Raw genomic sequence first — 25653 nt, 5'->3', positions numbered from 1 at the left:
ATCATTTACGAATAGCTACCCTTTTGCAGCCGCTGCAACCTCTGCATAAAAATCAGACTCCTCTTTTTCCACACCTTCTCCTAGTGCAAAACGAACAAAGCCTGTTATTTTTGCTGGCGCACCAATCAATTTTTCAGCATCCTTTAAAGCAGCTTCAACAGTCATATCAGGATTCATGACAAAAGCCTGAGAGAGCAAAACAACTTCTTCGAAAAACTTACGCATACGCCCTTCCACCATTTTTTCAATAATATTTTCAGGCTTCCCAGACTGACGTGCCTGATCTGAAAAAATCGCTTTTTCACGTTCAATAGCACCGGCATCAACATCTTCTGCTGTTAATGCTAATGGATTAGTTGCAGCAATATGCATAGCCACATGCCGACCAAAAGCGACTGCAGCTTCTTTATTTCCTGTAGTTTCAATAGCGACTAAAACACCAAGTTTACCAAGCCCTTCAACCACACTATTGTGTATATAAGTAGCAACTATACCATCTTCAACAGAAAGTTTAGCAGAACGACGAAATGTCATATTTTCGCCAATAGTACCAATTGCATCCTTGATTGTGGACTCCACAGTTTTATCAGAACCAGGATAAAGAGAGCTAGAAACAGATTCAACACTCCCCTGCGTACCCAACGCAGCTGTCGCTACATTGCGTACAATATCTTGGAATACTTCGTTGCGCGCAACAAAGTCTGTTTCAGAATTGATCTCAACTAAAACCGCGCTTGAACCTTTTGATACAACTCCGATTAATCCTTCAGCTGCTGTACGCCCAGCCTTTTTATCTGCTTTCGCTATCCCTTTTTTACGAAGCCAATCAACAGCAGCTTCCATATCACCATTAGTCTCTGCGAGAGCTGTTTTACAGTCCATCATACCAGCGCCCGATAATTCCCGAAGTTCTTTTACTTGTGCAGCAGTAATGCTCATATTTTCCTCTTTGTTTTATAATGGTGAAAGCGTGCGAGAAAAAATCCTATGCACGCTTATGACCCTTTCTTTAGAAAATAAGTACCTTAATAGGCGCTTAAATTATGACTCAGAAACTGCACTTTCCGAAACTGCAGTTTCTAAAATAGGCTCCACAGGAATGGGCTCCACAGGTGCATCAGCTTGTGCTCCTAAATCAACACCCATCGCACCTTGTTGACGAGCAATACCATCAAGAGCTGCACGGGCAAAGAGATCACAATACAGAGAAATTGCACGTGACGCATCATCATTACCTGGTATCGGATGGGTAACATTATCAGGATCACAATTGGTATCAATAATAGCAATAACTGGAATGTTCAAACGTTTTGCTTCTTGGATAGCAATACTCTCTTTATTCGTATCAATAACAAATATAAGGTCTGGAACAGATCCCATATCCCTAATACCACCAAGTGCCCGACTAAGCTTTTCACGATCGCGTTCAAGATTTAAACGTTCTTTTTTTGTAAAACCTTGTGCTTCAGCAGCAAGGATTTTGTCCAACTTGCGCAAACGGTGTATCGAATGGGAAATTGTTTTCCAGTTCGTAAGCATACCGCCAAGCCAACGTGCATTCACATAATACTGTGCTGAACGATTCGCCGCATCAGCAATAATATCAGATGCCTGCCGCTTCGTACCAACAAAGAGAATGCGTCCACCCCGAGCAACCGTATCCGAAACAAGTTTAAGCGCTTGGTGTAAAAGAGGTACAGTTTGAGCAAGATCAATAATATGGATATTATTACGCTGACCGTAAATATAGGGAGTCATTTTTGGATTCCAGCGATGCGTCTGGTGTCCAAAATGTACACCGGCTTCTAAAAGCTGATGCATAGTAAAATCTGGTAGTGCCATAGTTTATCCTTTCCGGTTTAACCTCCGCGGAAAAAGTAGAGAATTCTACTACCGGCGGACATTTGCTGATTTCTTCTTGCAAATACCCAAACTCCGCGTGTGGAATGACGTAAACATACTAATATTTGATTCTTTTTCAAGTTATTTTCTAAAATCTTTTAATGCTTACATCGACCGAGATTTTTTCCGTCCTCGAGAAATTCAAGACTGCTCAACTTTGCACGTATTGCAAAAGATCCATAATCTATATGAAGATCACGCATAACACCATTCTCATATAAGAGAAAACTGGTACGATAAACCGGCAAACCATCCTTTTTTTCTACATCATCAAAATAAGAAATCGTAATGGGCCAAAATTTCTCTTTATTTAATTTTTCTATTTTTTTTGTTTCGGTATCAGAGAGCTGCACTCTCTTTTCCCCAATGACTACACTTTCTTTTAGGACTTTGTCCGCTTTATCTGTTCCATCAAATACTGAAACATTGTAGAAATGATCGCCTGCTTTTGCATGACGAATAATATTTTTCAGTTGCATAATGGGAAATTCGGATATTTCCAGCTTATATTCTTTTTCCTTTGGTTTTTTTAGTTTAACGACAATCCCATCCTTAAGACGCTCAGCAACACCTTCAGAACGTTGTGTAACTTCTTGTCCGACTTGATCTGTAACATTAAAACGAAACGTACGGCCATCACCCGTCTCATAACTCGTTGTCTGTTGATCCGTTAAACGCACCGGCATATCTTCAATATGAATACGACTCATAAAACGAAAACGGGTAGTATAGCCCTGACAGTCTGAACCACTAAGTTCGTAAACCATTCGTCCTGACATCCCTGAAACTACCATTTCATGAGAAACACTATCGAGCTGGAAATCATAAATTGCTCGATGAGGTGCAATAAAAATGGATTCTTCCGCTCTCGCAGTACATAAAAAAGCAATATACAAAATTATTATAAATAATGATCTAATCATTCTTAACTTCCGATTCTATCCCTGCTCCATAACATCATCCAATAAGGCAAAAAAGTCTCGCTTCTCAATTAACCATACATTTCATTAAATCAAAAAATAGTTTATGCAATGAATAATACAGAGTAGCTACGGAGTTTAAATTATGACCAACGCAATTGAAAACCATCTAAAAGAACTGGGTATCACTCTCCCTGAAGCAATGCAACCTATTGCCAATTATGTAACATCCTCACAAAGCGGTAAAAAACTCTTTATTTCTGGACAGCTCCCTCTTTTAAATGAGAAGCCAGTAGCAACCGGTAAAGTTGGTGCAACCGTTAGTGCCGAACAAGCAAAAAAAGCAGCCGAAATTTGTGCGCTCAACATTCTTGCCCAAGCCAAAGCAGCTCTTGGTGATTTAAATAAAATAAAACGCGTAGTAAAAATCACCGTTTTCATCGCTGTAGATCCTCATTTTACAGATATTCCTCTTATCGCTAATGGTGCTTCTGATTTACTGGTTAATGCTCTTGGTGAAGCTGGCAAACACGCCCGTTCCGCTATTGGTGTTGCCTCTCTTCCTATGGATGTTCCAGCAGAAGTTGAAGCCATTATAGAAATCTAAACCTTCATCAATAGCAGTGCGCTTGCACGACTAACATAAAATAACAACCAAAAATAACAACTAAATACAATTTTTTTTTGATCTAACATTCACAGAATTTTGCATTTTCCTATCTTGAAATTAAAATTCTAAACCTTAAAGAAAGGAAATATTGATATGAAACAAACTTATGACAATAATAATATTTTTGCTAAATTGATTCGCAATGAAATCCCTTCTGTTCGAGTGTATGAAGATGACGATGTCATTGCATTCATGGATATTATGCCACAAGCACCAGGTCATACGCTGGTCATTCCCAGAAAAGGCTCTAGAAATCTTCTGGATGCGGATATTGAAATATTATTCCCTGTTATCAAAGCTGTTCAAAAAATCGCTAATGCTGTCAAAAAAGCCTTTCAAGCGGATGGCATAACAATCATGCAATTTAATGAAGCTGCCAGTCAACAAACCGTTTATCATCTTCACTTTCATGTTATACCACGTATGGAAGGAATAGAACTTTCTCCCCATAATGGTGTTATAACTCCCACAGAAATACTGGAAGAGAACGCAAAAAAAATCCGTGCTGCTCTTTAGAAGACTCTTAAGTGGTTGAGCTTTTTTTCCTTACACGTTTTTTTGTCAAATGTGTTGTTTTGCTATTTTTTGAACTAACAGATATATTTGAAGATGAGACTTGTAACTGCAATCTTTCTTTTCCCCCATTTGATTTTTGTGTCAACACACGAACCATGCCACCATTGCACAATTTTCCAAATAAAATTTCGTCAGCTAATGGCTTCTTAATATGCTCTTGTATGACACGACTCAATGGGCGTGCTCCCATATGAGAATCATATCCTTTATTGGCAAGCCAAACCATCGCAGAAGGGCTTAATTCAAAACAAATTCCTCGATCCACCAATTGCGCCTCAAGCTGAAAAATAAATTTTTGCACAATCTGATTGATAATTAACCGAGATAGAGGTGCAAATGGAATAATCGCATCTAATCGGTTACGAAATTCTGTCGTAAAAAGTCGATTAATTTCTTCTATATCACCACCTTCGCGATGCACTTTGCCAAATCCGATCGCTGATTTTGCCATATCTGAAGCGCCAGCATTGGTTGTCATAATTAAAATGATATTGCGGAAATCAATTTTTTTGCCATTATGGTCTGTTAACTTACCATAATCCATCACTTGCAATAAAATATTAAATAGCTCTTGATGAGCTTTCTCAATCTCATCAAGCAACAGGACAGCATGAGGCTTCTGATCAACCGCATCTGTCAGGAGACCTCCTTGATCAAAACCGATGTAACCTGGAGGAGCTCCAATTAAACGTGCCACTGTATGCCGCTCCATATATTCTGACATATCAAAACGTAAAAGCTCAACACCTAAAGAAGATGCAAGCTGTTTTGCAACTTCAGTTTTTCCTACACCCGTTGGTCCTGAAAATAAGTAACTTCCTATTGGCTTCTCTGGTTCTCGCAATCCCGCTCGCGCTAATTTAATAGATGACACTAATGCGGAAATTGCCTGATCTTGTCCATAAACAACATGCTTGAGTTCTCTTTCAAGCTTGATAAGCGTCTTTTGATCATCATCTGAAACTGTTTTTGGTGGAATTCTTGCCATAGTAGCAACAGTCACCTCAATTTCTTTAACACCTATGCTCTTTTTTCGTTGTTTTTCTGGCAAAAGCTTTTGTGCTGCACCGCTTTCATCAATAACATCAATTGCTTTATCAGGTAACCGACGATCAATCATATAACGTGAAGATAATTCTACGGATGCCTTCATTGCCTGATCAGTATATTTAATCTGATGAAAATCTTCAAAATAAGGCTTCAATCCCTGCAAAATCTTAATTGTATCAGAAATAGAAGGCTCGTGAACATCAATCTTCTGAAAACGGCGCTCCAAAGCACGATCTTGTTCAAAAATTTTACGATATTCTCTATAAGTTGTCGAACCAATACATCGAATAGTTCCGGAAGATAACGCAGGTTTTAAAAGATTTGCCGCATCCATATTCCCCCCCAATGTAGCCCCAGCTCCAATTAAGGTATGAATTTCATCAATAAACAAAACAGCATTTGGATACTGCTCAAATTCTCTCATAATTTGCTTTAATCGTTCTTCAAAATCACCACGATAGCGTGTACCAGCAACAAGCCCCCCCATATCAAGAGAAAATATCGTCACATTTGACAAAATCTCAGGCACTTTTTTATCAACAATACGTTTTGCCAATCCTTCAATGATAGCAGTTTTTCCAACTCCAGGATCACCAACCAAAAGTGGATTATTTTTTGATCTCCTGCATAAAATCTGAATCATGCGTGAAATTTCTACTTCACGACCAATTAATAAATCAATTTTTCCATCACGTGCTTTACAGTTGAGATCAATACAATAACTGTCCAACGCACTCGTTTGCTTTTCATCATTGTCAGAAATCTGTTGATCTAATTGTTCTTCAAGCCCCTCCAATAACATGGATAATCCCTCATCCCGTGTGATACCATGTGAAATAAAACGCACGGCATCGTAGCGTGTCATTCCCATCTCTTGAAGAAAATATGCCGCATAACTTTCATGTTCAGAAAAAATTGCAACAAGAACATTTGCTCCCGATACTTCGTCTTTTCCAGCTGATTGAGCATGAATTACTGCACGTTGGATAACACGTTGGAAAAATGGTGTTGGTTTTGTATCCTCATCAGTTCTGATCTGTACTTCCAATTCTGTATGAATATAGTTGGTTAAGCGCTCTCGCAATTCTTCCACATCTACTTGACAAGCTTGAATAACTGAGTTTGCATCGGTATCATCTAGCAAAGCAAGTAAAAGATGCTCTAATGTTGCATATTCATGCTGCGCTTGAGTAGCAATTGTTAAGGCACGGTGCAAAACTTCTTCAAGACTAGGTGTAAAAGATGGCATAATCCCTCACTTCCGTTCCATTATACATTGTAATGGATGTTCATTTTGACGTGCACACTCCCTAACTTGTACTATTTTCGTTTCAGCAACTTCGTAACTATAAGTTCCGCATTCACCTACCCCATTTTGATGAACATTTAACATAATATGTGTTGCTTCTTCGAACTTCTTTTTAAAAATTTTTTTCAAAATAAAAACAACGAAATCCATAGGGGTGTAATCATCATTAAGTAAAAGAACACGATACAACTTAGGCTTTTGAATTTTTGTTCTCATCTTTGGAATTATAATAGAATCGTATCTGCTTTCACCCCAATTCTTGTCCTTTTCCAAATTCTTGCCCTTTTTATTGTGCATAATACGCGTTATAAAACTTGCTCTTGGTCTTTGTACCATCATTGTTTTCCGTAGAGCGCCTTTTATTAATCTTAGGTTTTTTCGTAACTATTGCAATACTTCTTCATGCAAAGAAAAAACTTTCTTTTATGATTAAGTTTAAATCAAGAATGAAAGCTTACAAAATAATTTCTGTAAACAAATTAGTAATATCATTTGTCTAAATTGTATCGATAAGCTGCGAGAAAAGAAGCTTTACAAAATTTTTAAAGTAAATGGAGAAATGGGATATCGTAAGTGTATATTAATTGCCAGAAAATCATTCGTTTCTACAAGAAAGTAACAATTGCTTTTGTTATTTTAGTCCTTTCTTACTCTTGGTCATGCGCTACTCCGAAAGGAGCGTATCCTGATAAATACGCTGCTATCGTTATAGATGCAAATACAGGGAAAACTTTATTTCAAGCTAATGCAACTCTAAAGCGTTATCCTGCTTCTTTAACAAAAATGATGACGTTGTACCTGCTCTTTGAAGCTATGCATCTGCGCCGTATAACCTCGAATACACCGATCCCCATTTCACATCATGCAGCAACGCGCCCACCAACAAAAATCGGTGTTAAAGCAGGCCAAATGATTTCTGCAGAAGCTGCGGCTAAAGCGCTCATCACAAAATCAGCAAATGATGTTGCTGCTGCCATTGCAGAATATCTCGGTGGCAGTGAAAAAAAATTCGCTCAAATGATGACAGCTAAAGCTCGAAAACTAGGCATGACAAATACGCATTTTGCAAATGCTTCAGGGCTTCCAGATGTGCGCAATTATTCCACTGCACGGGATATGGCCACTTTGTCATTAGCTTTACGAAAAGATTTTCCAAAACAATATAACTTGTTCAAAACAAAAAGTTTTACCTTCCGTGGACACACAATTAATAGCCACAATAAACTTGTTAAAATAATGAAGGGTGTTGATGGAATTAAAACAGGTTACACACAAATGTCAGGTTCTAATTTAGCAACTTCGATGCGCCTTGAAGGACGTTCTATTGTTGCTGTTGTTATGGGGGGTAAATCATCTAATGCACGTGATGAACATATGGCTAGCTTATTGTACCAATATCTACCAAAAGCAAGTCGTAGAAAAAGTGATGAACGTATAATGGCTTCTACACGCTATAACCTACCTACTGGTGCTAATATTCCTATACCGACCGTTAAAAATGATCCAACCAATTTCGATGATGATGTCTCTAATATGTTGACAGCATTCACAGAACAGCCTAGAAATTCTAATAGTGCTATAGCCGCTGTCAATCAAGTGATTATACCAATCCCTAATCCTCAAAAAGCTGTATCCGTTGAAACAAATAAAATTTTAAAGGCTTCTTTGTCTACAAATACCGGATGGGCTATCCAAATTGGTTCTCTTCCAAATAAAGAACAAGCAAAAACTTTACTTTTAAAAGCAAAGAATACAGCGCATTCTGCTTTAAAAAATACATCTTCACATATGCAGTTGTTTGAAAAAAGCGGAAATCGTTATTACCGTGCACGATTTACGGGCTTTCAGTCAAAAAACGCTGCATTCAACGCTTGTTCTACATTAAAGAAAGCAAATTTTAACTGCTATACTGTAGCTTACTGAAGATTTTTGGATTCGCATTAAGGATAGTATCATGACACATAATGCTCTTGCTTCATTATCTGAAAAAGAAAAACTATTGAAGCAATCATTTCTGCTCTCACTGCGTTCTCTTCACGATGCTGCAATAAAGTTTGCTGGTTTAAAATATACTCCTACAACCCAAGATACACAATCTCTTATTAAACTTCTCATTTGCCAAACAACACGGAATCGTCGTCTCGTAATGCCTCCTGTACGCATTCATTTACGTGTTGCAAGTCAAACCGGTAATGTGCCTATTAAAATCCGTTTAGGTGCAACGAATGTTTAGTTTATAAACAATTTCTGCAAGAATTATTTTGTTAATCAAGAGTATTTATACATTTCCTATAATTATTCTTTTCTTCAAATTTCATAAGCTTTGCAGAGCAATTTTTTAGATCCCCAAACAGATACTTTCAGCATCTTAAGTAAAGTTACTTCTTAAAGCACACAGGAAATACCAAATGTTATCTCACTTTTAGTCTTAAAGATTATTCTCAACAGCTTTTTACAACCATCAATAAATGCAAGATTTTTTTACTGAGTACTGTCTATCATGAACAACTTAATAAAGAAACTTCAAGGACTTATAAATCCGTGCAAGTAACATAAACGTTGCATAAAATTGGTTAACCCCTTTTCCAAACTCGCATTCCCTTTTCAAAACACAAAACAGTACTAAAATGCAATTCTCTTATTGATAAATAACTCGCAAAGCATTTATCAAATTCAATATAGCGACCACGCTCTTCATGCAAAACAAAATGCTATTGTGTTGTAAACTTACAGGCCTATTTTAAAAAGTAAAAAAACTCTCTTAATGTTCCAAAGTCTATTTCACGACAGTATTCGTAAATGGTATAATGTAAAAGCTATTGAACCCCACCATCTTTAATGAACCAGCGTTATTACCATTATTAATTTGCCAGCTTACGTTATCGCGATATAACCTTTGCATTTAGACAGTTCATAAAAGATATTTTTAGTCTTTTCTTTAATCATTTTTACTCATATGCTACCCTCCACTTATTGCATGCAAGCAAACAATTTATTTGATTCAAAATAAACAGATTTGAAATGAAAAAAGCTTACGATATTTAGAACTTATTCCAATATAATAAAATATCTTTACAAACCAATATCTTGTAAGGCACTAACAAGATATTGCATTCACTGCGAGACCAGCTTGGCTTGTCTCCTTATAACGTTCACTCATATCATGTCCAGTCTGACGCATTGTTTCTATACAAGCATCAAGAGAAACAAAATGATCTCCATTACCATGCAATGCAAGGGAAGATGCTGTCACTGCCTTAACAGCACCCATTGCATTGCGCTCGATACAAGGAATCTGCACAAGACCCGCAACCGGATCACAGGTCATTCCTAAATGATGTTCAAGAGCAATCTCTGCCGCATTTTCAATTTGTGCTGGTGTACCTCCTAACGCCGCTGTCAATCCTGCAGCAGCCATTGAAGACGCTGTTCCAACTTCACCTTGACACCCCACTTCTGCACCAGAAATAGATGCATTATGTTTAATAACACCACCAATAGCTGCTGCGGTTAACAAAAAATTATGTATTCCTTCGCGATCTGCGCCATCATTAAACTGAAGATAATAACGCAAAACTGCAGGAACAACTCCAGCTGCACCATTGGTTGGCGCCGTAACAACACGACTACCGGCTGCATTTTCTTCATTCACAGCTATGGCATATACAGAAAGCCAATCATTTGCCCAAAGTGGATAATTATGATTTTTCTTTCGATTTTCTAAAAGCGTTTTGTATAATTTTTTAGCGCGCCTTAGAACACGCAACCCCCCCGGTAATTCACCCTCTTGTGAAAGACCTCTATCAATGCAATTTGTCATAGCTGAAAAAATTTCATCAAGTCCTGTATCAAGAGCAGAACGTTCCATCTTCGTTTCTTCGTTCATACGCTTCATTTCAGCAATTGAAAGCCCTGATTTTTCTGCCATTGATAACATTTCACACGCAGAATGAAAAGGATATGGCACCTGAGATGTTTCCTGTTGTATATTATCACTCATACGATTCAATTCATCCTCAGTTACAACAAAACCGCCGCCAATAGAATAATAAATCTGCCGCAAGAGAACATTTCCGTTAGCATCAACCCCTTCAAACGCAAGTCCATTAGCATGCCCAGGTAGAACTTTCTTTCGTTCAAAAATAAGATCATTTTGCCAATCAAACTGATAAGCTGGATGTCTTTCTGGTTGTACTTTTTTCTCATGTGCAACCTTTTCTAATAATGCTCCCATGCAATCAGGATCAACAGTAGCGGCTTTTTCTCCCAAAAGACCTAATATAACAGCTTTATCTGTAGCATGACCAATTCCTGTAAAAGCCAAAGAGCCATAAAGATAAACACGTATACGAAAGACTTTAGCAACAGATGCTTTGGAATGGTGTCGTTCAATAATCTCTTGCAAAAACATATTAGCAGCCGTCATCGGCCCCATTGTATGTGAACTGGAAGGACCAACACCAATTTTAAAAAGTTCAAAAACAGATAAAAACACTCACCACCTCAAAACTAAATAGGATTTGAGTATATGTTTTTTTTATCATATTTGTCCTATTTAAAATCAAATTGCAAGATAAGCTAAAAAAATGACAGCAATAAACACGAATGTTGCTCGTCTTGCAACCACCCAACACTTTCTCTCTAGAGCGCTTTCCATAGCCAACCTCAAACAAATAATGACCCTAAAAAATCATTCTTTTAATGTTCTAAACGTAGTAAAATAAGTCTTAACATGCAATCCAAAATTCAATAAGGATAAAGTTTCTTACCAAAATATTTTTATAACGCCTCAAGCTCTTTAAAATTTATGCTCACTAATATAAAAATATTCTATGAATAGAATTAAATAAAGCGTACAAAATTCTCAATCGGTTCGCGTTCAGTATCGAAATTATTTTCTGGAGCATTTATATCTCGATAGCCAAGCGCCATACCACAGATAATATCCCGATCAGAAGGCACTGATAAAAGTATACGAATTTGTTTATGATAATCAGCAAAAGCAGCCTGCGGACAAGTATCTAAACCAAACCCACGCGCTGCTAACATAATGGTCTGCATGAACATGCCTAAATCAAGCCAGCTCCCTATTTCCATATCATGATCCATTGTAAACAAAAGTCCTACAGGTGCCCCAAAAAATGAAAAATTTCGTGCCTTCTGGCTAAGCATTTTTTCCTGCTCGTCCTTTTGAATTCCAAGACTTTTATAAAGATCCAAACCAATCTTTTTACGTCTTGAAAGATATGGTTCACGCCATTGACGTGGATAATAATAATATTCACGATCTCCTTTTACACCTGAAAGAGAAAGCTGTGAAAGCTCTTGCCCAAGTTTTTGTAATACATCCCCTGTAAGAACAATGACTTGCCATGGCTGAATATTTGTCCCAGATGGTGCTCGTGCCGCAAGTTTTAAAATTTCTTTAATTGTTTCCTGTGCAACGGGTTGATCAGTAAAAGCGCGAATGGATTTTCGTGACAGAATAGATTGAAAAATATTCATAGGAGCAACTGTCATTATTTTACTTTCTTTTATAGAAAAATGAATCCGAATATCGTTATTTGCTCATGCAAAGCCTACAACTTCGAATCCTCTAATCCCTTCGAATGGCTTATACATGTAACGTTTCGCTTAATACCTATATAAGAGAACAATACAATCTGCCTCTTTTAATAAGAGGAATATTGCTTAAAGTGAAAGAAATAAACTTTAAAATCAACGAGTAACTCCCAATTCGGCTAAAATCTTTAAAAAATTCCTTCTTTGCGCTTCACCTCATGCAACAATCATCAATATCATGCCGCATTTGTGTAAATCAGCCTATTTTTATTGATCCCTGCAATTAATTCCTTAAGTTTTTTCCTCATCAAATAACCTTCCGGCTATAATCAACATATCAGAAATTTCAGACACGGTATTTGTTTAATTTATAATAATCCGCTTTCATATAAACTCTTGTGTACCCACACCAAACAAGCACAAGAAACTCTTATTCCCCCAGAAAATACAAAAAATTCTAGCTATTATCAAAAATTCTCATGTCAACTGATCAATCGAATAACATTCTATTATTTCGTTTTCATAACATCATACTGCTATTAGAAATACACCTATTTTTACTAAAATTTCAGCACACTTTATCCTCTTCCTTTCAGTACTTTAAGATAAAAAAACATAGTACAGTAAAAAAGCGATTATTTTTTGGATTACAGAAAAATCTGACTATTTATGATGGTGCCTTTTCAACCTTTATAGAAAAAAGAGTACTCAAAAAAATTAAAAATATTCAAAATTAACAGAACTCTTGTTTTAAGATAATCTATCCTCTTTTCTTAACATGTAGCCGCCCTTATACAATTCTCAACTTTAAACATATTGAAAATAAACTCTTCCTTTAACTGCATACACAAACAACCAAGCAACAACACATTGATGTTATTATAGATAAAGGATAATAAATCACCGAAGATGATCAAAACGACAATCATCTTAAGTTTTTACAACACCTGTTATAAAAATACGCTATTTCTTTCACGCTTAAAAATTAAAAAAACGCCCGTATTCTACATTTGGGCGCTTTTCTATAACCTTTATTATGCATTCAAACTATTCAGAAACAACCGCTGTTGTCATATTTGTCAACATAGCCTTCGCCATCTCATTACTGCTAGATTTGCGCTGCTCATCAACAATCAAATCATCACGCACTGCAGCAATACGGCGGATTTGAGCAATCGTACCACCTGTACCGGCAGGAACAAGACGACCAACAATAACATTTTCCTTAAGCCCTTGCAAAGTATCAATTTTTCCAGAAACTGCTGCCTCGGTAAGAACCCTTGTTGTTTCTTGAAATGATGCTGCAGAAATAAAGGAAGGCGTTTGAAGAGATGCTTTTGTAATTCCAAGAAGGATAGGATTACCAGATGCAGGCTTTTTCCCTTCTGCAATCAAATTATCATTGATTTCATCAAGTTCAATACGGTCCACATTATCCCCTGGAATATAACCAGAATCTCCAGATTCAGTAATTTCAACCTTTTGTAACATCTGACGAACAATCACTTCAATGTGCTTGTCATTAATTAAAACCCCTTGTAAACGATAAACTTCCTGAATTTCATTAACAAGATAAGATGCCAAAGCTTCAACACCCTTAATTGCCAAGATATCATGAGGAGCTGGATTACCATCAAGGATATAATCTCCTTTTTCAATCTGATCTCCTTCTTGGAAGTGGAATAACTTACCCTTTGGAATCAAATATTCTACTGCTTCAAGAGTTTCATCATTTGGTTCAATAATAATACGACGCTTATTCTTATAACCACGACCAAATCGAATTGTCCCACTCACTTCGGCAATGATAGCATGATCCTTTGGACGTCGTGCTTCAAAAAGTTCAGCCACACGTGGTAGACCACCTGTAATATCTTTTGTCTTAGCACTTTCCATTGGCAATCGAGCTATAACATCACCCGCCTTAACATGAGAACCAGGCTCAACAGAAAGAATGGTCTCCACTGACATCATATAACGGGCTTCACCTCCCTTATACAATTTAGCAATGTTTTCACCTTTGCTATCTGCATGGATAATAATGGCTGGTTTTAGATCAGCACCACGTGGATTAGCACGCCAATCAATCACCAAACGCTTTGTAATACCCGTAGATTCATCAGCTGTTTCAGTCACTGATAAACCATCAATCATGTCTTCAAAGCCTACATATCCATCAACTTCAGTTAAGATCGGACGTGTGTAAGGATCCCATTCCGCTATACGTTGACCACGTCTTACCACATCACCATCATCAACAAAAATATGCGAACCATAGCTCACACGATGTACAACACGCTCTTTCCCAGTTTCATCCTTGATAAGGATAGACACGTTACGCCCCATAACCACCAAATGTCCCTCAGAATTGCGAACTACATTGCGATTACGAATCTCCACAGTACCTTCATAAGAGGATTCTAAATAAGACGAATCAACAACCTGCGCCGTTCCACCTAAGTGGAAAGTACGCATAGTAAGTTGTGTTCCTGGTTCACCAATAGACTGAGCAGCAATAACACCAACTGCCTCACCCTGATTAACCGGTGTTCCACGCGCCAAATCACGACCATAACATTTTGCACAAACACCAAGGCGCGTTTCACAGGTCAAAGCAGAACGAATTTGAACAGACTGAATGCCCGCCTCTTCAATCTTAATAACATCAGATTCCTCAATCATCGCCCCGCCTTCAAGAATAACATCTCCCGAAACAGGATGTAAAATATCAACAAGCGCTGTACGACCAAGAATTCTTTGTCCAAGAGAAGCAACAATTTGTCCGGCATCAACAATCGGCTGCATGGTAAGCCCTTTTGCAGTACCACAATCAACTGCTGAAATAATAGCATCCTGCGCAACATCAACAAGACGCCGCGTTAGATAACCAGAGTTGGCTGTTTTTAACGCCGTATCAGCAAGTCCTTTACGGGCACCATGAGTTGAATTGAAGTATTCGTTAACGGTCAACCCTTCTTTAAAATTCGAGATAATTGGTGTTTCAATAATTTCTCCTGATGGCTTTGCCATAAGACCGCGCATACCAGCCAACTGCTTCATCTGATTAGCAGAACCACGCGCACCGGAATGCGACATCATATAGATGGAGTTCATTGGCCGCTGACGACCTGTTTTAGGATCAAATTCAACAGCTTGAATACGTTTCATCATCTCATCCGCAACGCGATCCGTGCATTTGCCCCAAGCATCTACGACTTTGTTATATTTTTCACCTTGCGTAATCAGACCATCATTGTATTGCTGCTCATACTCTTTAGCCAAAGCTTCCGTTTCTGTAACCAAACGTGACTTGCTATCAGGGATAACCATATCATCCTTACCAAATGAAATTCCTGCACGACAAGCATAAGAAAAACCAAGTTGCATAATACGATCACAAAAAATAACCGTCTCTTTCTGCCCACAATGCCGATAAACCTGATCAATCATTTTAGAAATATTCTTTTTAGTCATTTCTTGATTGACAATATCAAACGAAATATTTGGATTTTTTGGCAAAAGCTCCCCAATAATTAAACGGCCAGGTGTTGTATCATAAAGCTTAGCTTCTTCTCTTCCATCCTGACCTATATTTTTAACACGGCCTTTGATTTTCGTATGAAGAGTTACAATCTTATTTTCTAGAGCGTGATGGAGTTCACCTATATCAGAAAAAGCCATCCCCTCACCTGGTTCTTTTTCAGAAAGAATCGAAAGATAATAAAGACCAAGAACCATATCCTGTGATGGAACAATAATAGGCGCACCATTGGCAGGATGAAGAATATTATTAGTCGACATCATTAAAACACGCGCTTCAAGCTGTGCTTCGAGAGAAAGCGGAACGTGAACCGCCATTTGATCACCATCAAAGTCCGCATTAAAAGCAGTACAGACCAATGGATGAAGCTGTATAGCTTTCCCTTCGATCAGAATAGGCTCGAAAGCCTGAATCCCCAAACGGTGCAATGTAGGAGCCCGATTCAGTAAAACAGGATGCTCACGGATAACCTCATCTAAGATATCCCAAACTTCTGGATGTTCTTTTTCAACAAGCTTTTTCGCCTGTTTTACAGTCGATGAATACCCCTTCGCATCAAGTCGCGCGTAAATAAATGGCTTAAATAATTCAAGAGCCATTTTTTTGGGAAGACCACATTGATGCAATTTTAATTCAGGCCCCGTCACGATAACAGAACGCCCCGAATAATCAACACGCTTTCCAAGCAAGTTTTGACGGAAACGTCCTTGCTTCCCTTTCAGCATATCTGAGAGAGACTTTAATGGACGTTTATTGGCTCCAGTAATCACACGCCCACGCCGGCCATTATCAAACAATGCATCAACAGCCTCTTGCACCATACGCTTCTCATTACGCACAATAATCCCAGGAGCACGCAATTCAATCAACCGCTTTAAGCGGTTATTACGATTTATGACACGCCTATAAAGATCATTCAGATCTGATGTCGCAAAACGTCCACCATCAAGCGGAACCAACGGACGTAAATCTGGCGGAATGACCGGAATCGTCTTCATAATCATCCACTCTGGCTTATTGCCAGATTCAAGAAAGTTCTCAACGATTTTAAGCCGCTTAATCAGCTTTTTCTGCTTTAACTCCGAAGATGTTTCCGCTAATTCAATGCGCAAATCATTCGCGACTTTTTCTAACTCTAGGCTAGCTAAAAGCTCATAAATAGCCTCAGCACCAATCATGGCTGTAAACTGATCTTCTCCGAACTCATCAATAGCAAGCATATATTCTTCTTCAGAAAGAAGCTGATGAAGCTTCAGAGATGTTAATCCTGGCTCCGTTACAATATAATTTTCAAAATAGAGAACTCGTTCAATATCCTTCAAAGTTAAATCTAAAAGTGTGGAAATGCGTCCTGGTAGCGATTTAAGAAACCAAATATGCGCAACGGGTGCTGCAAGCTCAATATGTCCCATACGCTCACGACGTACGCGCGAAAGAGTAACTTCTACACCACATTTCTCACAGATAATGCCTTTATATTTCATGCGTTTATATTTACCGCATAGACATTCATAATCTTTAATCGGACCAAATATACGAGCACAAAAAAGACCATCACGTTCTGGTTTAAAAGTCCGATAATTAATAGTCTCAGGCTTCTTAATCTCACCATACGACCAAGATAAAATCTTCTCAGGGCTCGCAATGGAAATACGAATAGAGTCAAATGTTTGCGCTGGCGCTTGAGGATTGAAAAGATTCATGACCTCGTGGTTCATGCTGTTCTCCTTAAAAGATTCTTAGAACCTGTTGTAATATCTCATTAATTTTATCACAGATCTGTTTAAGGCTTATTTCTAATTCTTGAACTGTCTGTTTTACCTTAATAGAAATTTCTTCTTTATCCTTTTAGAACAATCAGAGCGCACCTTTAACTCAGTGCGCTCAGTGAATTATTGTTCTATTGTATCAGTTAATGCTCTTTGTGCAATAAGCTCACGTGCATCATCAAGTTCTACATTAAGAGCAAGTGAACGCATTTCCTTCACCAACACATTAAAACTTTCAGGTATACCAGCCTCAAATGTATCGTCACCGCGTACAATCGCCTCATAGACTTTTGTTCGACCAGCCACATCATCTGATTTTACTGTCAACATTTCCTGCAATGTGTATGCAGCACCATAAGCTTCCAGCGCCCAGACCTCCATTTCACCAAAACGCTGACCACCAAATTGGGCCTTACCACCTAATGGTTGCTGCGTGACAAGTGAATAAGGACCAATCGAACGCGCATGAATCTTATCATCAACAAGGTGATGCAATTTCAACATGTAAATATAACCCACCGTCACTGGACGATCAAAAGGCTCTCCAGTACGACCATCATAAAGCGTAACTTGTCCTGAGCTATCCAAACCTGCATCTTCTAACATCATGTTGATATCAGCTTCATGTGCTCCATCAAAAACAGGTGTTGCAATTGAAACACCTTTCCTCATTTGCTGCGCCAATTTGTAAAGGCTTTCATTATCATACTGGCGCACTGGCTCATTATGATCATTATCAGGCATAAGGTTCTCAATACGCTGACGTAAAGGAAGTATATTCCCAGTCTCTTGATATAACTCTAGCAAATCACCAATTTTCTTGCCCATACCGGCGCACGCCCAACCAAGATGCGTCTCAAGAATCTGCCCCACATTCATACGACTAGGCACCCCAAGCGGATTTAACACAATATCAGCATGTGTCCCATCTTCAAGAAATGGCATATCTTCTACCGGAAGGATACGCGATACCACCCCCTTATTACCATGACGTCCTGCCATCTTATCACCTGGCTGGATTTTGCGCTTCACAGCCACAAAAACCTTTACCATTTTCATCACACCAGGGGGCATTTCATCGCCTCTTTGGACCTTTTCAACTTTATCCATAAAGCGACGTTGCAATGCCTCTTTTGACTCATCATACTGCTTCCGTAAAGCTTCAATTTCATTTTGAAGCTTTTCATCTTCAATAACAAATTGCCACCACTGTGACCGTGGGTATTGATTTATTACTGTAGTATCAAGCTCCTTGCTTTTCGAGAAACCTTTTGGACCCTCTACAGCAACTTTACCTATCAACATATCAGAAAGACGTGCATAAACATTGCGATCAAGAATTGACTGCTCATCGTCACGGTCTTTAGCTAAGCGTTCGATTTCCTCACGCTCAATCGCCATCGCACGTTCGTCTTTTTCCACACCATGACGATTAAAAACACGAACTTCCACAACAGTTCCGAAAGTTCCAGGAGGCATTCGCATAGAAGTATCACGAACATCTGAAGCCTTTTCCCCAAAAATTGCGCGCAGAAGCTTTTCTTCTGGAGTCATAGGACTTTCACCCTTTGGTGTAATTTTTCCAACCAAAATATCACCAGGCTGAACTTCAGCACCAATATAGATAATACCAGCTTCATCAAGATTTCTTAGCGCCTCTTCTGAAACATTAGGAATATCACGCGTAATCTCTTCAGGACCAAGCTTTGTATCACGTGCAGCAACCTCAAACTCCTCAATATGAATCGAGGTGAAAACATCATCGGCAACAATACGTTCAGAAAGCAAAATAGAATCTTCGTAATTGTATCCATTCCAAGGCATAAAAGCCACAAGAACGTTCCGCCCAAGAGCTAAATCACCAAGATCCGTAGAAGGACCATCTGCAATAATATCACCCTTCTCTATCAGATCTCCAACATGCACAAGAGGACGCTGGTTAATACAAGTAGACTGATTAGAACGCTGAAATTTCTGTAAGCGATAAATATCAACACCAGATTTTGAAGGATCTAAATCTTCTGTCGCACGGATAACGATACGGGTTGCATCAACTTGGTCAACAATGCCACCACGCTTCGCGCTAACAGCTGCACCTGAATCACGAGCAACCACTGATTCCATTCCCGTACCAACAAATGGAGCTTCAGCACGTACAAGCGGAACCGCTTGACGCTGCATGTTTGATCCCATCAACGCACGATTCGCATCATCATTTTCCAAAAACGGGATAAGAGCAGCTGCAACAGAGACCAACTGCTTTGGTGAAACATCCATCAAATCTACATGATCCCGTGGAGCCATTAAAACTTCACCAGCATGACGGCAAACAACAAACTCTTCCGTAAAGCGTCCTTCTGCATCCAATGAAGAATTGGCTTGAGCTACATAATGCTTGGATTCTTCCATAGCTGATAGATAAATAACTTCTGTTGTTACTTTACCATCAATAATTTTACGGTACGGACTTTCGATAAAACCATATTTATTAACCCGCGCAAATGTCGCTAAAGAATTAATCAAACCAATATTAGGACCTTCTGGCGTTTCAATTGGACAAATACGCCCATAATGTGTGGGATGCACATCACGAACTTCAAAACCTGCACGTTCACGTGTCAAGCCACCTGGACCAAGAGCGGACAAACGACGCTTATGGGTAATCTCTGACAATGGATTGGTTTGATCCATAAACTGCGATAATTGCGAAGACCCAAAAAATTCTCGAACCGCTGCAGCAGCAGGTTTTGCATTAATCAAATCCTGTGGCATGACTGTATCAATTTCAACCGACGACATACGCTCTTTTATCGCACGCTCCATCCGAAGCAAACCAATGCGGTATTGATTTTCCATCAATTCCCCAACTGAACGAACACGACGATTGCCAAGATTATCAATATCATCAATTTCACCACGACCATCACGCAGCTCAACCAACATCTTAACAACAGCAAGAATATCTTCTTGGCGCAAAATACGAACTGTATCTGGACAATCAAGATCCATACGCAAATTCATCTTAACACGACCAACAGCCGAAAGATCATAACGCTCTGGATCAAAAAATAACGAATGGAACATAGCTTCTGCCGTATCCATTGTTGGTGGCTCACCTGGACGCATTACACGATAAATATCAAATAATGCATCTTGTCGACTTTCATTTTTATCGACTTTTAAAGTGTTGCGGATGTATGCTCCAATATTCATGTGGTCAATATCGAGAATGTTAATCTGATCCGCATTAACATCTAACAAAATCTTTAATATTTTTTCATCAATTTCATCACCAGCTTCAAGGTAAATCTCACCTGTTTGGTAATTGACTATATCTTCCGCTAGATAGGAGCCTAGTAAATCATCCTCACTGATTTTAATTGCCTTTAAACCTTTCTCAGCTAAAGCTTTTGCAATACGAGCCGTAAGCTTTTTACCAGCCTCAGCAACAACTTCACCACTATCTGCATCTATAAGATCAGAAACAAGCTTCATTCCTTTAAAGCGATCAACAGAATAAGGAATACGCCATCCATCTCCATCCCGCTCATAAGTAATTTTATTATAAAAAGTCGACAAAATATCTGATGCATCCATCCCTAATGCCATCAAAAGACTCGTAACAGGAATTTTACGCCGCCGATCAATACGCGCATAAATGATATCTTTAGCATCAAACTCGATATCCAACCATGAGCCACGATAAGGAATCACACGAGCAGCAAAAAGAAATTTTCCTGATGAATGCGATTTCCCTTTATCATGATCAAAGAAAACACCTGGAGAACGGTGCATCTGTGAAACAATAACACGCTCTGTACCATTAATGATAAAAGTACCATTTGTCGTCATCAAAGGCATATCGCCCATATAGACGCCCTGCTCTTTAATGTCCTTGATATCTTTTGAACCAGTATCCTCATCAATATCGAAAACAATTAAACGCAATATAACCTTTAACGGTGCAGCATAAGTTAAATCACGCTGACGACATTCTTCAACATCAAATTTTGGTAAATCAAATTCATAACCAACAAACTCGAGCATAGCCGTACCGGAGAAATCCGAAATAGGAAACACCGATTTAAAAACAGCCTGCAAACCTTCATCTGGTCTTCCACCTTTTGGTTCCTCAATCATGAGAAACTGATCGTATGACGCTTTTTGAACCTCAATAAGATTCGGCATCTCTGCTACTTCAGGGATCTTACCAAAAAACTTGCGTACGCGTTTACGACCATTGAATTGAGACATCATCGCTAGGGTTTGAGCCATCGTCGCTCCTTGATCTTTGCTCTTCAAGGTAAATTAAACCTTGAAAGTCTTATGTCATTAACCTGCACCTGCAGACCAGTTCACTTTATACTCGATAATGAGTATTATTAACTTTTTCCACTCACACAAACCATTTAGTTATTTGGCTCTATAGTGAGAAAACTAAGAGTAAAACCCATCCCCATTACAGCTACAAAACCGTTGGGAAAGTTTTCCCTGATCATCTCCCTTGTTTTCAAGAGAAAGGAAATCGGCGAACATATATGCCCGCCGATCAAATAAAATTTACTTAAGTTCAACTTTAGCTCCAGCAGCTTCAAGTTGAGATTTAATTTTTTCTGCTTCATCCTTAGAAGCACCTTCTTTAACAGGTTTAGGTGCTCCCTCAACAAGATCTTTAGCTTCTTTAAGACCAAGCCCAGTAAGAGCACGAACTTCCTTAATAACATTAATTTTCTGCGCACCACCATCAACAAGAATAACATCAAATTCTGTTTTTTCTTCAGCAGCCGGAGCAGCAGCACCAGCGGCGGCAGTCACAGCTACAGGAGCTGCAGCCGAAACTCCCCATTTTTCTTCAAGCAATTTAGAAAGCTCAGCAGCTTCCAAAAGGGTTAGGTTAGAAAGGTCTTCTACGATCTTCGCTAGATCTGCCATTTTTAAATTCCTTCAATTAAAAGATTTGAACCATTATTAAAAATTTATTCAAAAAATAGAAAAACATCAAAGCTCTTCCATAAACGTGAATAAAAACAGCCTTAAGCCGCCTTATTCCCCTGAGCATATGCACCAACAACACGAGCAACCTGACCAGCAGGCGCATTAACAACCTGTGCGATACGGGTCGCAGGAGTAGAAATCATACCCACGAGTTTCGCCCGCAACTCATTTAGTGAAGGCAATGAAGCCAAAGACTTCACAGCATCTACACTCAAACTCGTTGCACCCATTGCACCGCCAAGGATGATAAATTTGTCATTGCTTTTTGCAAAATCAACAGCAACTTTAGGTGCTGTGATTGGATCTTCTGAATAAGCAATAAGAGTTTGCCCAGTAAACAAACTCACTATTGATTCAGACTCCGTGCCCTGAAGAGCGATTTTAGCAAGACGGTTTTTGGCAACTTTAACGGCACCACCAGCTTCACTCATTTTAGAACGAAGATCATTCATCTGTGAAACTGTTAGACCGGAATAGTGTGCAACAATAACAGAACCAGACTTTTGAAAAGCCTCGTTAAGCCATGTAACAAATTCGCGTTTTTCCGCTCTATTCACTGTCTCTCTCCATTTAACAGGTTTGCTTAACACAAACCCGTTGGTTACCTTTGATAACATAAAATACTCTAAATACTCTATGTTACCGATGAGGATCCTGTCCCCTTTTTCACGCCACTGCGATCAAAGGTAACCTTGGTTCAAACCCTTTAAGTCTTTTAACTCTACAGTTCTTACCCCAGTCTCATGCAGGCTTTTTGATTAAGATGCTCAAATAGCATCACCCACAATCTCGGACAGGATATTCCGGAATTCTTTCCGGTATAACCCAAGCTCACTAAAGCTCAGATGGCGAAATGCCGATGAAAACCGACACCCTAAATACAATTTTATTATTCACACACCCCAAAACAAAATTAAAAATCTATTCACACTTGCTCAGAACGAACCGTTGCAGGATCGACTTTAATTCCAATACCCATAGTCGAAGAAATAGCAACACGTTTAATATATTCACCTTTTGCACCTTGTGGCTTAGCCTTAATAACAGCACTAGCAAAAGCTTTAATATTTTCTACTATTTTCTCAACCCCAAAAGAAGCCTTCCCAATACCAGCGTGCACAATACCAGCTTTTTCTACACGAAATTCAACAGCACCGCCCTTAGAAGCTTTAACAGCACCAGCAACATCAAGTGTTACAGTACCAACTTTTGGATTTGGCATCAAACTACGTGGACCAAGAATCTTTCCAAGACGACCAACTAGAGGCATCATATCTGGCGTCGCAATACAACGATCAAAATCAATCGTCCCACCATTAATGCTCTCAAACAAATCTTCAGCTCCTACAATGTCAGCACCTGCAGCCTTAGCCTCTTCGCCCTTATCCCCACGTGCAAAAACAGCGACACGAATATTCCGACCCGTTCCATTTGGCAAATGAGCAACCCCACGAACCATTTGATCAGCATGACGAGGATCAACACCTAAGTTCATTGAAATTTCAATCGTTTCATCAAACTTGGCAACTGCACGCTCTTTAACCATTGAAACTGCATCTTTTAAAGCGTAAAGCTCATTAAAATCAATATCTTTGCGGATATTTTTTATTCTCTTTGCTATTTTTCCCATAATACTAGCCCACCACTTCTAAGCCCATAGAGCGGGCAGAACCTTCAACCATGCGCATCGCCGCATCAATGTCATTTGCATTAAGATCCTTCATCTTTGCCTCTGCAATTGAACGAACTTTATCACGAGAAATGCTTCCCACAGACACCTTACCGGGTTCTTTCGAACCAGATTTCAAATTTGCTTCCTTTTTTAAGAAAAATGATACAGGAGGCGTTTTTAAAGAAAAAGTAAAAGACTTATCTTGATAATAAGTGATAACTACTGGAATTGGCGCACCCTTTTCCATTTCCTGCGTAGCCGCATTAAACGCTTTGCAAAACTCCATGATATTAATACCACGTTGACCAAGGGCAGGACCAATTGGTGGAGACGGGGTAGCCGCTCCTGCAGGGACCTGCAATTTGAGCTGACCTATACTTTTTTTTGCCATAATAATCTGCCTTCTATTTTACTAGTAAGGGAAAACCTATCCATTACCTACTGCAGTTGAGTGGTCCGGTTTATCAAGCCGACAAAAGCCATAACTCACCTCCCACCACTTACTCAAAATGATCAAAAATCACCTTAAGCTCAATCAGAGTTTTTCAACTTGACCAAACTCCAAATCAACAGGCGTAGGACGCCCGAAAATCAACACCTCTACTTTAAGACGGGAACGTTCTTCTTCAACCTCTTGAACAATCCCATTAAACGAAATAAAAGGACCATCAGCAACGCGCACTTGTTCTCCAACTTCAAATAGTACAGAAGATTTTGGGCTTTCAACTCTTTCTTGAACTTGTTTAAGTATTTGCTCAACTTCTCGATCAGAAATGGGAACAGGACGCGAATCCGATCCCAAAAAACCCGTCACTTTAGGAGTATTCTTAATGAGATGATAAAGCTCATCTGTCAAATCGGCACGAACAAGAACGTAACCAGGAAAAAATTTCCGCTCTGCATCAACCTTTCGCCCACGACGAACTTCAACAACACGCTCTGTGGGAACAAAGATCTTTTCAAAAAGATGATCAAGCCCTTTTTGCTTAGCCTCTTTTTCAATAGCTTCTGCTACCTTCTTTTCAAAATTCGAATAAGCTTGAACAATATACCAACGAACAGCCACAGTCATACTTCCTTAGCACTATCAACCAAAAAGATATCTTAAGAAATCAATCCCTCTCCAGATACCAAAATGCATAATCTGATCCACAACAAAAAAGAAAACTGAAGCCAATACCGTCACAAATAATACCATAATAGTGGAAATTACTGTTTCACGACGCGAAGGCCACTTCACCTTAGCTGTTTCTACATAAACCTGTTTTAAAAAGGTAACTGGATTGGTTTTAGATGCCATTGGTCACACTACACTCTCTTTAACCTTATTGTATCTATACAACAAAACAAATACGAAAAAACATAAAAAACTCATCTTCAGCCTTCTACAGCTTCCTCACTCACTATTCAATACAGATTCATATACAAAAAAACAACCCCTATATAGAAAAAAGCAAAGAAGGCAGAAAACTACCTCCTTAAAGCTAAAATCTTACTCGCCTTTGGCAGGGGCAGCAGGACTTGAACCCGCGACCTGCGGTTTTGGAGACCGCCGCTCTACCAACTGAGCTATACCCCTAATTCCCAAGACTAAAACATCTTTAACAATAAAGATGTCTTTTATTTACTCAATGATCTTAGAAACGATACCGGCACCAACAGTACGACCACCTTCACGAATAGCAAA

At 38.9% G+C, this 25653-nt stretch carries 19 protein-coding genes and 1 tRNA gene; 4 read left to right on the top strand and 16 right to left on the bottom strand.

Annotation, left to right across the window (positions count from 1 at the left end; all coding sequences use genetic code 11):
* Nucleotides 1–15: 15 nt before the first annotated feature.
* The 3 genes from tsf to ABID39_RS04665 form a co-directional block, all read right to left on the bottom strand.
* The gene (gene tsf, locus ABID39_RS04675; RefSeq protein WP_354186538.1) at nucleotides 16–939 is read right to left on the bottom strand and encodes a translation elongation factor Ts; all 924 of its coding nucleotides are present in this window, start codon (nucleotides 937–939) and stop codon (nucleotides 16–18) included.
* A 102-nt stretch (nucleotides 940–1041) separates the two neighbouring features.
* Complete coding sequence (gene rpsB / locus ABID39_RS04670; protein ID WP_354186536.1) at nucleotides 1042–1842, bottom strand: 30S ribosomal protein S2; 801 nt, start codon at nucleotides 1840–1842, stop codon at nucleotides 1042–1044.
* 158 nt (nucleotides 1843–2000) lie between these two features.
* Nucleotides 2001–2825, bottom strand: coding sequence for a cell envelope integrity EipB family protein (locus ABID39_RS04665; protein ID WP_354186534.1), 825 nt, complete (start codon nucleotides 2823–2825; stop codon nucleotides 2001–2003).
* Nucleotides 2826–2967: 142 nt separating this feature from the next.
* On the opposite strand from ABID39_RS04665, the gene ABID39_RS04660 reads away from it, so the two are divergent.
* Nucleotides 2968–3429 carry a RidA family protein gene (locus ABID39_RS04660; protein WP_354186532.1) on the top strand — a complete coding sequence of 154 codons (462 nt, stop codon included), beginning with the start codon at nucleotides 2968–2970 and terminating at the stop codon, nucleotides 3427–3429.
* Nucleotides 3430–3585: 156 nt separating this feature from the next.
* Entirely contained in the window at nucleotides 3586–4008 is a 423-nt protein-coding gene (locus tag ABID39_RS04655; RefSeq protein WP_354186530.1) for an HIT family protein, read from the top strand.
* A gap of 7 nt (nucleotides 4009–4015) precedes the next feature.
* Here the strand turns inward: ABID39_RS04655 and clpA are convergent, their stop codons facing one another.
* Complete coding sequence (gene clpA, locus ABID39_RS04650) at nucleotides 4016–6367, bottom strand: ATP-dependent Clp protease ATP-binding subunit ClpA (RefSeq protein ID WP_354186528.1); 2352 nt, start codon at nucleotides 6365–6367, stop codon at nucleotides 4016–4018.
* A gap of 6 nt (nucleotides 6368–6373) precedes the next feature.
* Nucleotides 6374–6763, bottom strand: coding sequence for an ATP-dependent Clp protease adapter ClpS (gene clpS, locus ABID39_RS04645; RefSeq protein ID WP_354186620.1), 390 nt, complete (start codon nucleotides 6761–6763; stop codon nucleotides 6374–6376).
* A gap of 237 nt (nucleotides 6764–7000) precedes the next feature.
* Here clpS and ABID39_RS04640 point away from each other — a divergent pair, with 237 nt between their 5' ends.
* Nucleotides 7001–8350 (top strand): SPOR domain-containing protein, encoded by a 1350-nt coding sequence (locus ABID39_RS04640; protein WP_354186525.1) that lies wholly within the window; start codon nucleotides 7001–7003, stop codon nucleotides 8348–8350.
* Nucleotides 8351–8381: 31 nt separating this feature from the next.
* Nucleotides 8382–8660, top strand: coding sequence for a hypothetical protein (locus tag ABID39_RS04635; RefSeq protein ID WP_354186523.1), 279 nt, complete (start codon nucleotides 8382–8384; stop codon nucleotides 8658–8660).
* Nucleotides 8661–9524: 864 nt separating this feature from the next.
* Here ABID39_RS04635 and ABID39_RS04630 read toward each other — a convergent pair.
* The 11 genes from ABID39_RS04630 to ABID39_RS04580 all read right to left on the bottom strand — a co-directional run bounded on the left by ABID39_RS04630 (nucleotide 9525) and on the right by ABID39_RS04580 (nucleotide 25545).
* Nucleotides 9525–10922, bottom strand: coding sequence for an L-serine ammonia-lyase (locus ABID39_RS04630; RefSeq protein ID WP_354186521.1), 1398 nt, complete (start codon nucleotides 10920–10922; stop codon nucleotides 9525–9527).
* Nucleotides 10923–11269: 347 nt separating this feature from the next.
* A complete protein-coding gene (locus tag ABID39_RS04625) occupies nucleotides 11270–11947 on the bottom strand; it encodes a nitroreductase (protein ID WP_354186519.1) in 678 nt (225 codons plus the stop codon).
* Between the two features lie 1089 nt (nucleotides 11948–13036).
* Nucleotides 13037–17248 carry a DNA-directed RNA polymerase subunit beta' gene (rpoC, locus tag ABID39_RS04620; protein WP_354186517.1) on the bottom strand — a complete coding sequence of 1404 codons (4212 nt, stop codon included), beginning with the start codon at nucleotides 17246–17248 and terminating at the stop codon, nucleotides 13037–13039.
* Between the two features lie 174 nt (nucleotides 17249–17422).
* Complete coding sequence (gene rpoB / locus ABID39_RS04615; RefSeq protein WP_354186515.1) at nucleotides 17423–21574, bottom strand: DNA-directed RNA polymerase subunit beta; 4152 nt, start codon at nucleotides 21572–21574, stop codon at nucleotides 17423–17425.
* 285 nt (nucleotides 21575–21859) lie between these two features.
* Complete coding sequence (gene rplL / locus ABID39_RS04610; protein ID WP_354186513.1) at nucleotides 21860–22231, bottom strand: 50S ribosomal protein L7/L12; 372 nt, start codon at nucleotides 22229–22231, stop codon at nucleotides 21860–21862.
* A 101-nt stretch (nucleotides 22232–22332) separates the two neighbouring features.
* Nucleotides 22333–22851, bottom strand: a complete 519-nt coding sequence (rplJ, locus tag ABID39_RS04605) for a 50S ribosomal protein L10 (RefSeq protein ID WP_354186511.1) — start codon at nucleotides 22849–22851, stop codon at nucleotides 22333–22335.
* A gap of 368 nt (nucleotides 22852–23219) precedes the next feature.
* The gene (gene rplA, locus ABID39_RS04600) at nucleotides 23220–23924 is read right to left on the bottom strand and encodes a 50S ribosomal protein L1 (RefSeq protein WP_354186509.1); all 705 of its coding nucleotides are present in this window, start codon (nucleotides 23922–23924) and stop codon (nucleotides 23220–23222) included.
* A gap of 4 nt (nucleotides 23925–23928) precedes the next feature.
* Nucleotides 23929–24357 (bottom strand): 50S ribosomal protein L11, encoded by a 429-nt coding sequence (gene rplK, locus ABID39_RS04595; RefSeq protein ID WP_354186507.1) that lies wholly within the window; start codon nucleotides 24355–24357, stop codon nucleotides 23929–23931.
* A 144-nt stretch (nucleotides 24358–24501) separates the two neighbouring features.
* Nucleotides 24502–25032, bottom strand: a complete 531-nt coding sequence (gene nusG / locus ABID39_RS04590; RefSeq protein WP_354186505.1) for a transcription termination/antitermination protein NusG — start codon at nucleotides 25030–25032, stop codon at nucleotides 24502–24504.
* 21 nt (nucleotides 25033–25053) lie between these two features.
* Nucleotides 25054–25266 (bottom strand): preprotein translocase subunit SecE, encoded by a 213-nt coding sequence (gene secE, locus ABID39_RS04585; protein ID WP_354186503.1) that lies wholly within the window; start codon nucleotides 25264–25266, stop codon nucleotides 25054–25056.
* Nucleotides 25267–25469: 203 nt separating this feature from the next.
* Nucleotides 25470–25545: transfer RNA gene (locus tag ABID39_RS04580), tRNA-Trp, on the bottom strand.
* Nucleotides 25546–25653: the final 108 nt, after the last annotated feature.

This window comes from Bartonella japonica, from assembly GCF_040545385.1.
In the GTDB taxonomy this organism is placed as follows: domain Bacteria; phylum Pseudomonadota; class Alphaproteobacteria; order Rhizobiales; family Rhizobiaceae; genus Bartonella; species Bartonella japonica.
Note: the sequence above shows the minus strand (reverse complement) of the source record. Positions and strands in the feature narration are given on the sequence as shown.